Source organism: Catenulispora subtropica, assembly GCF_039531675.1.
In the GTDB taxonomy this organism is placed as follows: domain Bacteria; phylum Actinomycetota; class Actinomycetes; order Streptomycetales; family Catenulisporaceae; genus Catenulispora; species Catenulispora subtropica.
The window spans coordinates 39,069-52,470 of record NZ_BAAAQM010000024.1 but is presented as its reverse complement, the minus strand read 5'-3'; the positions used below and the strand labels follow the sequence as shown (position 1 = coordinate 52,470).

The following is a 13,402-nucleotide window of genomic DNA, read 5'->3' as shown; positions in this document are numbered from 1 at the left end:
CAAGGACGCTTCAGGAGGATTCGGGCGTGGTGTTGCTCACGGGGGACGCCCGGGTGCGCAGGACCCGGGCCGACCACCCCGGCAGCCACCAGTTCCAGCGGCCGAACAAGGACACCAGGGCCGGCACCAGCAGGGCCCGTACCACCGTCGCGTCCAGCAGGATGCCGACGCCGAGGCCGGTGGCGAAGATCTTCAGGAACGTGAACGGCGCGCTCGCCAGGGCGGCGAAGGCCAGGAAGAGGATCAGGGCGGCGCTGGTGACCAGACGACCGGTGCGGCCCAGGCCGATCACCACGGCCTCGTTCGTCGAGGCGCCGGCGTCGTACTCCTCCCGCATCCGGGACAGGATGAAGACCTCGTAGTCCATCGACAGCCCGTAGAGGAAGGCGAAGACGATCATCGGGATCCAGAAGGGGATGCCGCCCGTGGCCGGAATGCCCCAGATGGCGTGTGAACCGTAGCCGTTCTGCCAGATCAGGACCATGCCGCCGTACGCCGCCGCGACCGAGAGCAGGTTGGCCAGCACCGCCTTGGCGGGCAGCAGCAGGGAGCGGAACGTCCGTGCCAGGACCACGAAGGTGACGATGGCCAGGACGGTCAGCAGCAGCGGGAACTGGCCGTACATCTTGTGGATGTTGTCGATGTTGGCCAGGGCGCTGGAGACCACGAGCGTGCCCGGCACCGTGCGCTCCAGGCCGGTGCGGACCAGTTTGGCGATGTGCTGGCCCTCGGAGCTGGCGGCCTCGTCGACCGGCAGGATGACGGTGAGCGGCCACCGGCCGGGACTCGCGGCCGCCGCCCCCGTGCCCTGGCCCGGCACCACGGCGTAGATGCCGGTACCCCCGGTCAGGCTGTCGGCGCCCGGGGCGCCGTTCGCCGGCGGCGGGGTCAGGACTTCGTACGGGGTGAGGACGCCGCTGGGGATCCCCGCGTTCCGCAGCGCGACCAGCCCGGCGTGGGCGTCGCCGGACTTGGCCAGCGAGTCGGTGGTCGGATCGCCCTCGTGCATGCCGAGCGCGATGACGGCGAGCGTGACGAGCACGGCCAGCGACGCCGCGGCGGCCACCCACCGGTGGCGCACCACCCCGCGGGCCCACGCGATCCAGGCCCGGCTGGGCTTGTCCTCGTGCCGCAGCCGCGGCCAGTCCAGCCGGCGGCCGAAGCCGGTGAGGATGATCGGCAGCAGGGTCAGCGTCACCGCCACACTGACCACCGGGATGAGCATGCCGCCGATGCCGATGGACCGCATGAACTGGATCGGGACCACGATCAGCGCGAGCAGGCCGAGCGCCACGGTCAGGCCGCTGACCAGCACCGCGCGCCCGGCGGTGGCCATCGCGCGGTGCACGGCGGTCTCGTTGTCGGCGCCGTGCGCCACCTCCTCCCGCCACCGGGTGACCAGCAGCAGCGAGTAGTCGATGGCCACGCCCAGGCCGATCAGCCCGACCATGTACTGGACCACCGCCTGCACCTTCATGACGTGGGTCAGCAGCAGGATCACGAGGTAGCTGGACAGGATGGAGACCGCGGCGACCAGCAGCGGCAGCAGCGCCAGCAGGGAGCCGAAGACGAAGGCCAGGACCACCAGCGCGCCGGCGCCGCCGAGCAGCGCCTCGGTCAGCACCCCCTGGCCGCCGCTGTTGCCGCTGTTGGTGCTCAGCGGGCCGGTACCGGTGACGTGCACCTGAGTGCCGGGCGGGGCCTTGGCGGCGAGCTGCGCCGGCAGGACCTTGGCGAGGTCGATCTGGGTGCGGGCGTCCTTGGGCTGGTCCCCGGTCGCGGGCGTGTAGACGAGGGCGAACATGGTCCGGCCGTCGGAACCGATGAACCGGCGGTCACCGGTGGTGTAGTAGTCGACGACGCGGCCCGGGATCGCCGCCAGCGCGGGCTCCAGGACGGGCCGCGCGGCCTCGGGCGTCACCCCCGGCGGCAGCTGGAGCACCGGGACCAGCGGGTCGAGGTCGCCGCCGGTGTGGTACTGGGCCGTGACGGCCTGGGAGGCCCGGATGCTGGGGGTGCCGTCGATGGTGAAGCTCTGGTTCAGGTGCTTCGCCAGGATGGAGGACGCCCACCCGCCGACCACGAACAGCACGACCCACAGCACACTGATCACGCGCCGGTGCGTCAGCACGAAGCGCGAAAACCGCTCCATGGGCTCACCCCCCTCTCGGTCGGGTCTCCGGTCGGGCCGCCGGTCGCGTTCGGTCCCGCTGCACTCCCCACTCGGTCAGAAAAACTCGGTTCACACAACAGTGCACCCGCCACTCGGGCCACGCAATCGGCCGAACGGGTGGCTCGTTCAGCCGCCCCGCCCCCAGATGGGATAATCCTCCATATGCGCATCTACCTCGGCAGCGACCACGCCGGCTACGACCTGAAGAACCACCTCGTCAGCTGGCTGACCGCCGCCGGCCACGAAGCCGTGGACTGCGGCCCCCACACCTTCGACGCCCTGGACGACTACCCGCCGTTCGTCATGCTCGCCGCCAGCAAGGTGGCCGCCGACCCGGACTCCCTCGGCGTCGTCATCGGCGGCTCCGGCAACGGCGAGGCCATCGCCGCCAACAAGGTCGACGGCATCCGCGCCGCCCTCGCCTGGAGCGAGGAGACCGCCCGCCTCGGCCGCGAGCACAACAACGCCAACGTCGTCAGCATCGGCGCCCGCATGCACACCGAGGACGACGCCACGAAGTTCGTCGAGGTCTTCATCACCACCCCGTTCTCCAACGAGGAGCGCCACATCCGCCGCATCGAGATGATGAGCGGCTACGAGAAGACCGGGGAGCTGCCGGCCCTGCCGGAGAGCTGAGCGGACACCGCCGCTATACGCGGATCGACACAGTGCCGAGGGCCGGGACGAGATCCCTCGGCACTCCCCACCAAGCTCGCACGGGGACGGGTTCATCGGAGCATGTAAAAACCCAGCTCATGCGGCGAAAGCCTGAGCTGGGCTCTGAACAAGAAGAGCGGATGACGGGAATCGAACCCGCACAATCTGCTTGGAAGGCAGAGACTCTACCATTGAGCTACATCCGCACCCGCCGCTCCTGCGAGCCGCGCGTGCGTCTATCTTGGCACACTCCCCGCCCCGTTCTCACCTCAGTTCGGCGGGTGGCCTGTGGGGTGTCAGGTGCGCCAGACGACGACGAGGGCGCGATCGTCCTTGACGTTCGGGGCCACTTCGTTGATCAGTCGGTCGGCGCCGCCGGTGAAGCCGGTGGTGAGGCGGGTTTCGGCGGCGCCGAGGAGGCGGTCGAGGCCTTCTTCGAGGTCGCGGCCGGGGCGTTCGACGAGGCCGTCGGTGAACAGGAGGAGGGCGTCGCCGCGGTCGAGGCAGCCTTCGGTGGCGGGGAACTCGGCGTCGTCGAGGATGCCGAGGAGGGGGCCTTCGGCTTCCTCTATCGACCAGCGGCCGGTTTTGGCGGTGAGGCGCGCGATCGGGGGGTGGCCGGCGCTGTGGAAGCGGTAGTGGCCGGTCTCGAGTTCGACCACCAGGTGGACGGCGGTGGCGAAGCCTTCGTCCCAGTCCTGGCGGAGGAGGTACTTGTTCGCGGCTGCGAGGAAGTCGCGGGAGGGGACGGTGCCGAGGAGGCCGCCGAAGGCTCCCGACAGGAGGAGGGCGCGGGTCCCTGCGGCCAGGCCCTTGCCGCTGACGTCGACCAGGCCGAGTTCCAGGGTCTGGCCGCGGGCGTGGGGTTCGTCCGGGTCGGGGTGGTCGGGGTCGGGTGTCGGGGTGGGCGGTGGGGCGGTGACGGTTCCGCTGGGGACGCCGAGCACGCTCTCGGCCGGTTCGGGGCGGCGCGGGGCCGGGAACGCGGGGCGGGAGAGGGCGGCGATGAGGAAGTCGCCGGCGAAGGACTGGCCGCCGGCGGAGCGGATGGACATGTCGACGTGCCAGTCCGCCGGGAGGCGGGGCACCAGGCCCTGGGCGCGGAGGCGTTCGCGCAGGTCGAACAGCATGGCCTCGCCACGGGTGCCCTGGACGCCCAGGCGGAGGCGGGAGCGTGAGGTCAGTATCACCAGGGCCGCGGTGGCGAACACCGCCAGTGCGGCGCCGAAGGCCACGCCGGCGCGCTCGCGGTGCCAGGACACCGCCACCAGGACGGTGATGCAGACCACGAGCAGCAGCAGCTGCCCGCGCAGCTTCATGAGGAGCCCGCCGGCCAGCACCGGGAGCGCCAGCATCGCCGGCGTCCAGCCCTCGGGGAAGGCCACCGTCAGCATCCCGAAGCCGACGGCCACCATGCCCAGGGCCGGCAGCAGGTAGAGATCGGAGGCCATGGCGTGGTCGGTGATCCACCGGCCGATCCTGCCGTCCCCGAAGCGGCCGTCGCCGAAGCGACGGCGTCGCCCGGTGGCCGCTCGCCCGCCGGACCGCCCGTTCCCCGAGTCCGCGGTCATGGGCGAACCATATCGGGAGTGCGCCCTCTTCGTCACCCTCCGATCATCGCGCGGTCACAGTACGCGGCCGACGGGACCGTTTGAGGTCCCTGAGCAACCACGCGGGGCTTCGCGCGACGTCCGAGGTGGGTCAGCATCCGGTCGGTGCTCAGCCAGCCTTCTGACACCCCGGGCACCAGAACAGGTTCCGGTCCCGCACCCCCGCGGTGGCGATCGGCGTCCCGCACACCAGGCACGGCTGCCCGTTCCTCCGGTACGCGTACACCTCCCCGCCGTGGTCGTCCTTGCGCGGCGGCCGTCCCATCGCTTCCGGCGTGTGCTCCGGCCGCACCGTGTCGATCCGTCCGATCCGCACCCCCTCGGCCATCAGCGTGACGAGGTCGGCCCAGATGCCGTCCCACTGCTCGCGGGTGAGCTCCCGTCCCTTGCGGTACGGGTCGATCCCGGCGCGGAACAGCACCTCGGCCCGGTAGACGTTGCCGACGCCGGACAGCACCGACTGCTCCATCAGCAGCTCGGCGATGGTCAGCGAACTGGCCGAGACCTTGCGCCAGGCCTGCTCCGGATCGGCGTCCGCGCGCAGCGGGTCCGGACCGAGCTTGCGCAGCATGGCCCGGCGCTCGTCCGGCCCGTACAGATCGCACGCCGAGGCGCCGCGCAGGTCCGCGTGCCCGGACTTGCCGACCAGCCGCACCCGCACCTGACCCACCACCGGGCCGGGCGGCTCCGCGCTGACGGCGAACTTGCCGTACAAGCCGAGGTGCACGTGGATCCAGCGCTCGGCGCCGAATCCTATGAAAAGGTGCTTACCGTGCGCGTCCGCGCCCGTATAGGGCAGGTCGGCGATCAGTTCCGCCCCCGCGTCGAATCGCCCTTGCGGGCTTGTGACCTCGGACAAGGGCGACCCGGAGTCAAGCTCCGGAGTGAACACGGCGTCGAGTTTGCCGGCAAGACGGTGAATCACGTGACCTTCGGGCATACCAAAGACACTACGCGTCCCCACTGACACTCGATCTTGACGAAGGCGGAAGCCCGATGACCATTGAGAGCCTCGGTCGCAAGAACGGCCCCAAGCCCGGGGAGCACGGCCTCGCGGCCGCGCGCCACGGACGCCGGCCGCAGCCGGAAACGCGTACGGTGCCCACGGCCCGGCCCAAGCCGGCCCCGCCGCGCACGGCGAACGGCGAGGAGGCCCGGCGGCCCGTCCCGCAGCCGCAGCCGCAGGCCCAGGCGCGTGCCCAGGCCAAGGAGGGCGAGGGCGACAGCAAGACGGCCGAGGCCCAGGGCGGCCGGGAACGGGGCCCCGGACAGGGACCGATGCAGAGGCGCGGGCGCGGCGACGCGAAGCCGGAAGGACAGAACCGCGGCGGTGACCGCTCGCTCTACGACGGCGGCTCCCCCTCCGCGAACCGCCTCGGCCCGGCCAAGGCGATGCGCGCGCGAGACGTGTCACGTCCGCGGGACTTGTAGCCGGGACTGGTAGCACTGTCAGCTTTATACCGTCAGCTCAATCGGAGACGCCGTAGCATGTCGAAGGCCCGGCCACCTGGTGGCCGGGCCTTCGCCGCTGAAGTCGGGATGACAGGATTTGAACCTGCGACATCGTGCCCCCAAAGCACGCGCGCTACCAAGCTGCGCCACATCCCGGTTCTCGCGACAGCAGGTTAGCACTGAGGTCCTCCCCCAGTCCTGACGCTTTTTCGCGATGGAGGGCGGGGGTCCGGGTCGCGGCCCCCGCCGGCCGGCGACTCAGTCGAAGATCGGGTCCTGAGTCCGCGTGCGCTTCAGCTCGAAGAAGCCGGGGGTGGAGGCCACCAGCAGGCAGCCGTCCCACAGCTTGCCGGCCGCCTCGCCCTTGGGGGCCGGGGTGACCACGGGGCCGAAGAAGGCCACGCCGTTCACCGCCACCACCGGGGTGCCGACGTCCTGGCCGACCAGGCCGATGCCCTCGGCGTGCGACTTGCGGAGGGCCTCGTCGTAGCGGTCGGTGTCGGCGGCGTCGGCCAGGGAGGCGGGCAGGCCGACCTCCTCCAGGGCCTCGACGATCACCTCGCGGGTGAAGTCGCGGCCGCCGGGGTGCTTGCGGGTGCCCAGGGCGGTGTAGAGCGGCAGCACGTACTCGTCGCCGTGCTCCTGCTGGGCGGCGATCACCACCCGGACCGGGCCCCAGCCGCGGTCCATCATCTCGCGGTACCGCGCCGGGAGGTCGTCGCGGTGCTCGTTGAGAACAGAGAGCGACATCACATGCCAGCGCACGTCCACGGGGCGGACCTTCTCCACCTCCAGCATCCAGCGGGAGGTCATCCAAGCCCAGGGGCAAAGCGGATCGAACCAGAAGTCGGCCACGGCGCGGGATTCCGCATCGGCGGAGGCAGGTGAGGTCATACCCCGATGCAACACCCGGAGACCTGCGCGTAATCCCGGAGGCGTCCGACCGGACGGTCGTGCAAGGATCGTTGGAAAGCAGTCCACTCAAGGTGACAAGGAGCCGTGCAAGGGTGCCCGGTACTAATCTGACCCGCGAGGAGGCCCAGGAGCGCACGGCGCTGCTGGACGTCCAGTCCTACGAGGTGAAGCTGGACTGGTCCGGCGCCCCGGATCCGGAGGCGAAGACCTTTCAGTCCGAAACGACGGTGCGCTTCCGAGCGACGACGCCCGGCGCCTCCACCTTCATCGATCTGATCGCCCCGAACGTGCGGGAGATCACGCTGAACGGTGTGTCCGTGGACCCCTCCGAGGCGTTCAAGGACAGCCGCATCGCACTGGCCGACCTGCAGGCCGAGAACGAGCTGCGGGTGGTCGCCGACTGCGCCTACGTCAACACCGGCGAGGGCCTGCACCGCATGATCGACCCGGTGGACGGCGAGGCCTACCTCTACACCCAGTTCGAGGTGCCGGACTCGCGCCGCGTCTTCGCGGTGTTCGAGCAGCCCGACCTGAAGGCGACGTTCTCCTTCACCGTCGTCGCACCGGAGAGCTGGGAGCTGTTCTCGAACTCCCCGACCCCGGCCCCGGAGCCCCGCGGTGAGGGCCTGGCCGTCTGGGCCTTCTCCCCGACCCCCCGCGTCTCCTCCTACATCACGGCGCTGGTGGCCGGGAAGTACCGCGTGGAGCGGGCGGAGCACACGACCAAGCGCGGCCAGAAGATCCCGATGGCGGTGGCGGTGCGCACCTCGCTGGGCGAGTACCTGCGTGCCGAGGAGATCTTCGAGATCACGCGGCAGGGCTTCGACTTCTTCACGGAGAAGTTCCGGCGCGACTACCCGTTCGCCAAGTACGACCAGCTGTTCGTGCCGGAGTTCAACGCCGGCGCGATGGAGAACGCCGGCTGCGTCACCTTCCGCGAGGAGATGATCTTCCGCTCGAAGGTCACCGACGCCGCCTACGAGCAGCGCGCCGAGGTCATCCTGCACGAGATGGCGCACATGTGGTTCGGCGACCTGGTCACCATGCAGTGGTGGAACGACCTGTGGCTGAACGAGTCGTTCGCCACCTTCACCGCCTTCTACGCGATGGTGGCGGCCACCCGCTTCAAGGACGGCTGGACCACTTTCAACAACGGCGAGAAGTCCTGGGGCTACCGCCAGGACCAGCTGCCCAGCACGCACCCGATCGTCGCGGAGATCCGCGACCTCGAGGACGTGATGGTCAACTTCGACGGCATCACCTACGCCAAGGGCGCCTCGGTCCTGAAGCAGTTGGTGGCCTGGGTCGGCGACGACCACTTCTTCGAGGGCGTGCGCACCTACTTCGGCCGGCACGAGTGGGGCAACACCACTCTGGCCGACCTGCTCGGCGCGCTGGAGGAGACCTCGGGCCGGGACCTGAAGGAGTGGTCCAAGCTCTGGCTGGAGACGGCGGGCCCGAACACGCTGCGGCCGGTCTACGAGGTCGACGGCGAGGGGAACTTCACCAGCTTCGCGGTCGAGCAGGAGGGCTTCTCCGAGCAGTACCCGACGCTGCGCCCGCACCGCCTGGCCATCGGCCTGTACAACATGGTCGACGGCGCCCTCGTGCGCACCGACCGGGTCGAGCTGGACGTCACCGGCGCCCGCACCGAGGTCGCCGACCTGGTCGGCCGCGCCCACCCGGCGCTGGTGCTGCTCAACGACGACGACCTCACCTACGCCAAGATCCGCCTGGACGAGCACTCGATGGCGACCCTGGTGGACCACGTCGGCGACTTCGCCGAGTCGCTGCCGCGCGCCCTGTGCTGGGGCGCCGCCTGGGACATGCTGCGCAACGCCGAGCTGGCCGCGCGCGACTACCTCAAGCTGGTGCTCAGCGGGATCGGCCGGGAGACCGACATCGGCGTGGCGCAGCTGCTGCAGCGGCAGGCCAAGTCCGCGGTCGAGCTGTTCGCCGACCCGGCGTGGCGCCCGACCGGGCAGGTCATGCTCGCCGACGCCTCCTGGCAGCACTTGAAGACGGCCGAACCCGGCTCCGACTTCCAGCTGGCCTGGGCCCGCTCGTTCGCCGGCACCGCGCTGACCGACGAGCAGCTGGACTACGTCGCGGCGCTGCTGAACGGCTCACAGACGCTGGCCGGCCTGCAGGTCGACACCGAGATGCGCTGGACGCTGCTGCTCGCGCTGGTCATCGCCGGCCGGGCGGACGTGCCGGAGATCGAGGCCGAGCTCGAGCGGGACAAGACCGCCACCGGCGAGCGCTACGCGCTGCAGGCGCGCGCCGCCCGCCCGACCTCCGAGGCCAAGGCCGAGGCGTGGGCCTCGGTGGTGGACAGCGACACGCTGGCCAACCACACGGTCGCCTCGGTGATCAGCGGCCTGCAGTCGGTGCCGGCCGACAAGCGCGAGGAACTGCTCGCGCCTTACGTCGAGAAGTACTTCGCGGCGATCGAGGGCGTGTGGAACAGCCGGACCCACGAGATCGCCACGCAGATCGCGACCGGGCTGTACCCGACCTTCGTGATCGAGCAGGCCACGCTGGACGCCACCGAGCGGTTCCTGGACGGCGCACAGCCGGTCCCGGCGCTGCGGCGGCTGGTCGTGGAGGCCGCGGACACGGTCGAGCGGTGCCTGAAGGCGCAGGCGAAGGACCGTTCGGCGGCCTGATCGGCGGCCTGATCCCCAGCCGCGGCCGCGGCTGGGGACAACGGAAAGCCCGGGCGGTGATCCGCCCGGGCTTTCGTCTACGCCACGGGTGCGACTACGGCTGCCCGCCGTGCAGCACCGGCGCCTTCTGCGCGTGCTCCATCAGCGAACCCAGGCCGTTGACGATGCCGCCGGCCAGGTCGCCGAGCGCGAAGGTGGAGGCCATGGCGGCCGCGGCCAGGCCGGCGGCCCGGTCGTCGACCCGGCGCTTGGCCTCCGCGCCGGTCACGATCTCGAGCTGGTTGCGCCGCGGGTCGACGACGACCAGCACGGCGTTGTCGGCGTCGGCCAGCTGCCGCTGCAGCCGCACCGCCTGGGCGCGCAGGTCGCCCTCGATCGAGCCGACGTACACGGAGAACGTCAGGCCGGTCTGCGCCTCGGCGGTGGCGATCGCCTTGGCGATGTCCTGTTCCTGACGGGCGCTGAACGCGTCACCAGCGGGCACTGGCGCCTCCCTCGGTCTGGGCCACCGTGGCGACCGCGGTGAGCTCCTTGAGCGAGGTGCCGGTCAGCGCGCGGGCCGCGGAGTCGCCCTGCTCGTCGCGGGGGCCGCCGAACCAGACCGGCGCGGCCCACCAGCTGAGCTGGTGCGGGCGGTAGCGGTTGCCACGTGCTATCGAGGGCGCGAGCACCAGCAGCGCGATGACGCAGAAGATCGCCAGCGGGATGCCGATGTAGACGAGGATGGTCGCGACGGCGGACATGCCGGGGCCCGGGTCGTCGCCGGCTTCCCGGTGCAGGGCGAACGCCGGGGCCGCCAGCAGCAGAGGCACCGCCGCAAGCGAACCAACCGTCGCCGCCCGCAACGCCCGGCGCGTGAGCGCTTCGGGGGTGGTCGGTGTTTTCACGTCTCCACCGTATCTGACGTGGCCTCACGCTCGAAAAGCAGGGGCCGCCCCCGGATCGCTCCGGGGACGGCCTCTGGTGCGGATCTCCGCCGGTGGTTCACATCAGGCGGCCGCGAACGCGCCGTCGAACATGAACCCCTTCGCGTCTCCGCCATACGCCTCCAGATAGGGCGTCCAGCGCGGGTCCTGTCTTCCTGAGGACAGAATCCGCCAAGCCGAACCGGCCGGCTGCACCGGGGCCTTGCGCATGCGCCAGCCCAGGTCCGAGAACGGTCGGTCCGCCTTCACATGGTTGCAGCGTCGGCAGGCCGAGACGACGTTGTCCCAGGCGTGCTGTCCGCCGCGCGAGCGCGGTATCACGTGGTCGATGCTGGTCGCCGGGGCGTCGCAGTAGACGCACCGGCCGCCGTCGCGCGCGAAGATGGCACGGCGCGTGAGCGGCACCGCCCGGCGGTTCGGGACCTTGATGTAGCGGGTCAGCCGGATCACCGAGGGGGCGGGCATCGACCAGGTGGCCGCGTGGAGCAGGTCGCCGGATCCCTCGAGGGTGACGGCCTTGTCGCTGAGGATCAGAACCACTGCGCGGCGTTGGCTCACGACGCATAACGGCTCATACGAAGCGTTCAAAAGTAGTGCGTGCGGCACTGGTGGCCTCCTGACCGAGTCCGACGCGTGGCTCGCGCCGGAACCAACGTTCCCGGTCCGCGTTCACGCGCCCTCCCCACAGCCGACGCTTCAGCTGGCGCATCGCCGCACGTCGGGGCACGTGTCCTCGGACCGGTTCACGGGTAGATCCAGTCTGTCCGCTGTTGTGGTTCCCGCGCTACCAGATTTCACGCACATCTTCAAAATCATCAGTCACGAGCGGGTTAACGCAGATCGACCACAACACATAGTGTTCTGAAGCATGTCGCCCTTCAGGTACCCGGAGGCCGAGCGCCTGCCGCTTGTCGATCACCTGCACGGACGAGCCGTGCCCGACCCGTACCGCTGGCTCGAGGATCCCGCCGACCCGCGGACCGTCGCCTGGGAGAGCGGGCAGGCCGCGCTGCTGGCGCAGGCCCGGCGGGAGTGGAAAACCACGGAGCCGTTCGCCGCGCGCCTGACCGAGTTGCTCGGGACCGGCGACGTGGCGGCTCCGGTCTGGCGCGGGAAGCGCCGGTTCGTCACCCGCCGGCTGCCGGGGCAGGAGCACGCGGTGCTGCTGGTCGTCGAGGCCGACGGCGGCGAGCGGGTCCTGGTCGACCCGATGGCGCTGGACCCGTCCGGGACCACGACGCTGGACGGCTGGCTGCCCTCGAAGGAGGGCGACCGGCTGGTGTACCTGGTGTCGGAGGCCGGCACCGAGGAATCCGTCCTGTTCGTGCTGGACGTGGCCACCGGGGAGCGGATCGAGGGCCCGATCACGCGCACCAAGTACTCGCCGGTGGCGTGGCTGCCGGGCGGCGAGTCCTATTACTACGTCCGCCGGCTGCACCCGGACCTGGTCCCGGCCGACGAGCGGCAGTACCACCGCCGGGTGCTGCTGCACCGGATCGGCACGGACCCGGACGCCGACGACGTCGAGATCTTCGGCGCCGGGCAGCCGATGACCAACTACCACGAGGTCGAGGTGACCCGCGACGGCCGCTGGCTGGTGATCTCCACCAGCTCCGGGACCGCCCCGCGCAACGACCTGTATCTCGCCGACCTGACCGCGAGCCCGGCCCACGCCCCGGCGCTGGTGCCGGTGCAGGTCGGCCTGGACAACCTGACCGCGCTGGAAGTCTGCGCGGCGGACTCCGCGCTGGCCGGCAGCATGCTGGTGTGGACCGACCGGGACGCCCCGCGCGGCCGGATCTGCGTGGTCCCTGTGGACGACCCGGCGTATGAGAACTGGCGCGAGCTGATCCCCGAGGACCCGGAGGCGGTGCTGGACGCCCACGCCCTGCTCGACGGCCCCGAGCTGGACCGGCCGCTGCTGGCGGTGGGCCGCATCCGGCACGCCGTCGGCGAGCTGACGTTGCACGACGCGGTCACCGGCGCCAAGGTCGCCGACGTCCCGCTGCCCGGCCTGGGCACGCGGACCGGGCTGAGCGTGCGGCCGGAGGGCGGCCACGAACTGTGGTTCGGCTACACCGACTTCACGACACCGTTCGAGATCCACCGCTACGACGCCGCCACCGGCCGGACCTCGCTGTGGGAGCGGCCGCCGGCCGACGTGGAGATCCCGCCGGTCCGCTCGCGGCACGTCACGTACACCTCGAAGGACGGCACCCAGGTCCGGATGTTCCTCATCGAGGGCGCGGGCCCGGCGGACGACGGCCCCAAGCCGACCATCCTGTACGGCTACGGCGGCTTCAACATCCCTCTCACCCCGTCCTACAACCCGCGCATCCTGGCCTGGGTCGAGGCCGGCGGCACGTACGCGGTGGCGAACCTGCGCGGCGGCTCGGAAGAGGGCGAGCAGTGGCACCGCGACGGGATGATGGAGAACAAGCAGAACGTCTACGACGACTTCCACGCCGCGAGCGACTGGCTGGTCGACAACGGGGTCACGACCCGCGACCGGCTCGGCATCTACGGGGGCTCCAACGGCGGCCTGTTGGTCGGGGTGGCGCTGACCCAGCACCCTGAGAAGTACGCGGCCGTCGTCTGCTGGGCGCCGCTGCTGGACATGATCCGCTACGAGAAGCACGGTCTCGGCGTGACCTGGAACGAGGAGTACGGCACGGTCGAGGACCCCGAGCAGTTCGGGTGGCTGATCGCTTACTCGCCGTATCACAACGTGCACGACGGCACCGCGTACCCGGCCACGCTGTTCACCGTCTTCGACGGCGACAGCCGCGTCGATCCCCTGCACGCCCGCAAACTCGCCGCCGCGCTCCAGCACGCCGCCGGCGACGGCGCCGGGCCGATCCTGTACCGCATGGAGCGCGAGGCCGGGCACGCCACGCGCGCGGTCTCCCGCACCGTCGAGGTGGTGGCCGACATGTGGGGCTTCCTGGCCGCGCGACTCGGCCTGGAACCGCCCGCGGCGGCCGTGCGAAGCTGATCTTC

The 13,402-nt window shown here is 71.0% G+C and carries 11 protein-coding genes and 2 tRNA genes; 4 read left to right on the top strand and 9 right to left on the bottom strand.

Annotated features, from left to right (window positions below; genetic code table 11):
• Window positions 1-10: 10 nt before the first annotated feature.
• Entirely contained in the window at window positions 11-2,152 is a 2,142-nt protein-coding gene (locus ABD466_RS21370) for an MMPL family transporter (protein WP_344658892.1), read from the bottom strand.
• Between the two features lie 183 nt (window positions 2,153-2,335).
• Between ABD466_RS21370 and ABD466_RS21365 the strand changes: the two genes are divergently transcribed.
• Window positions 2,336-2,809 (top strand): ribose-5-phosphate isomerase, encoded by a 474-nt coding sequence (locus tag ABD466_RS21365; RefSeq protein ID WP_344658891.1) that lies wholly within the window; start codon window positions 2,336-2,338, stop codon window positions 2,807-2,809.
• A gap of 156 nt (window positions 2,810-2,965) precedes the next feature.
• Here ABD466_RS21365 and ABD466_RS21360 read toward each other — a convergent pair.
• The 3 genes from ABD466_RS21360 to ABD466_RS21350 form a co-directional block, all read right to left on the bottom strand.
• A tRNA-Gly gene (locus tag ABD466_RS21360) sits at window positions 2,966-3,036 on the bottom strand.
• Window positions 3,037-3,126: 90 nt separating this feature from the next.
• On the bottom strand, window positions 3,127-4,401 hold the full coding sequence (locus ABD466_RS21355) for a PP2C family protein-serine/threonine phosphatase (protein ID WP_344658890.1): 1,275 nt from the start codon (window positions 4,399-4,401) through the stop codon (window positions 3,127-3,129).
• A 148-nt stretch (window positions 4,402-4,549) separates the two neighbouring features.
• Window positions 4,550-5,380 (bottom strand): Fpg/Nei family DNA glycosylase, encoded by an 831-nt coding sequence (locus tag ABD466_RS21350; protein WP_344658889.1) that lies wholly within the window; start codon window positions 5,378-5,380, stop codon window positions 4,550-4,552.
• Window positions 5,381-5,436: 56 nt separating this feature from the next.
• Here ABD466_RS21350 and ABD466_RS21345 point away from each other — a divergent pair, with 56 nt between their 5' ends.
• Window positions 5,437-5,871, top strand: coding sequence for a hypothetical protein (locus tag ABD466_RS21345; protein ID WP_344658888.1), 435 nt, complete (start codon window positions 5,437-5,439; stop codon window positions 5,869-5,871).
• A 103-nt stretch (window positions 5,872-5,974) separates the two neighbouring features.
• Here the strand turns inward: ABD466_RS21345 and ABD466_RS21340 are convergent.
• A tRNA-Pro gene (locus tag ABD466_RS21340) sits at window positions 5,975-6,048 on the bottom strand.
• Window positions 6,049-6,150: 102 nt separating this feature from the next.
• Window positions 6,151-6,786, bottom strand: a complete 636-nt coding sequence (locus ABD466_RS21335; protein WP_344658887.1) for a mycothiol-dependent nitroreductase Rv2466c family protein — start codon at window positions 6,784-6,786, stop codon at window positions 6,151-6,153.
• A gap of 113 nt (window positions 6,787-6,899) precedes the next feature.
• On the opposite strand from ABD466_RS21335, the gene pepN reads away from it, so the two are divergent.
• Window positions 6,900-9,476, top strand: a complete 2,577-nt coding sequence (gene pepN / locus ABD466_RS21330) for an aminopeptidase N (protein ID WP_344658886.1) — start codon at window positions 6,900-6,902, stop codon at window positions 9,474-9,476.
• 94 nt (window positions 9,477-9,570) lie between these two features.
• On the opposite strand, the gene ABD466_RS21325 is transcribed toward pepN, so the two are convergent.
• From ABD466_RS21325 to ABD466_RS21315, 3 genes are all read right to left on the bottom strand, one after another.
• Window positions 9,571-9,960: a DUF5130 family protein gene (locus ABD466_RS21325; RefSeq protein WP_344658885.1), complete on the bottom strand. Its 390-nt coding sequence runs from the start codon at window positions 9,958-9,960 to the stop codon at window positions 9,571-9,573.
• Window positions 9,947-10,363: an aa3-type cytochrome oxidase subunit CtaJ gene (ctaJ, locus tag ABD466_RS21320; protein WP_344658884.1), complete on the bottom strand. Its 417-nt coding sequence runs from the start codon at window positions 10,361-10,363 to the stop codon at window positions 9,947-9,949. Before ctaJ ends, ABD466_RS21325 begins: the two co-directional genes overlap by 14 nt.
• Before the next feature lie 102 nt (window positions 10,364-10,465).
• The gene (locus ABD466_RS21315; protein ID WP_344658883.1) at window positions 10,466-11,008 is read right to left on the bottom strand and encodes an HNH endonuclease; all 543 of its coding nucleotides are present in this window, start codon (window positions 11,006-11,008) and stop codon (window positions 10,466-10,468) included.
• A 262-nt stretch (window positions 11,009-11,270) separates the two neighbouring features.
• Here ABD466_RS21315 and ABD466_RS21310 point away from each other — a divergent pair, with 262 nt between their 5' ends.
• A complete protein-coding gene (locus ABD466_RS21310) occupies window positions 11,271-13,397 on the top strand; it encodes a prolyl oligopeptidase family serine peptidase (RefSeq protein ID WP_344658882.1) in 2,127 nt (708 codons plus the stop codon).
• Window positions 13,398-13,402 lie beyond the last annotated feature (5 nt).

Coding starts and splice junctions, on each gene's coding strand:
- ABD466_RS21370 (WP_344658892.1), bottom strand. CDS start 2,152: ATGGAGCGGTTTTCGCGCTTCGTGCTGACGCACCGGCGCGTGATCAGT.
- ABD466_RS21365 (WP_344658891.1), top strand. CDS start 2,336: ATGCGCATCTACCTCGGCAGCGACCACGCCGGCTACGACCTGAAGAAC.
- ABD466_RS21355 (WP_344658890.1), bottom strand. CDS start 4,401: ATGACCGCGGACTCGGGGAACGGGCGGTCCGGCGGGCGAGCGGCCACC.
- ABD466_RS21350 (WP_344658889.1), bottom strand. CDS start 5,380: ATGCCCGAAGGTCACGTGATTCACCGTCTTGCCGGCAAACTCGACGCC.
- ABD466_RS21345 (WP_344658888.1), top strand. CDS start 5,437: ATGACCATTGAGAGCCTCGGTCGCAAGAACGGCCCCAAGCCCGGGGAG.
- ABD466_RS21335 (WP_344658887.1), bottom strand. CDS start 6,786: ATGACCTCACCTGCCTCCGCCGATGCGGAATCCCGCGCCGTGGCCGAC.
- ABD466_RS21310 (WP_344658882.1), top strand. CDS start 11,271: ATGTCGCCCTTCAGGTACCCGGAGGCCGAGCGCCTGCCGCTTGTCGAT.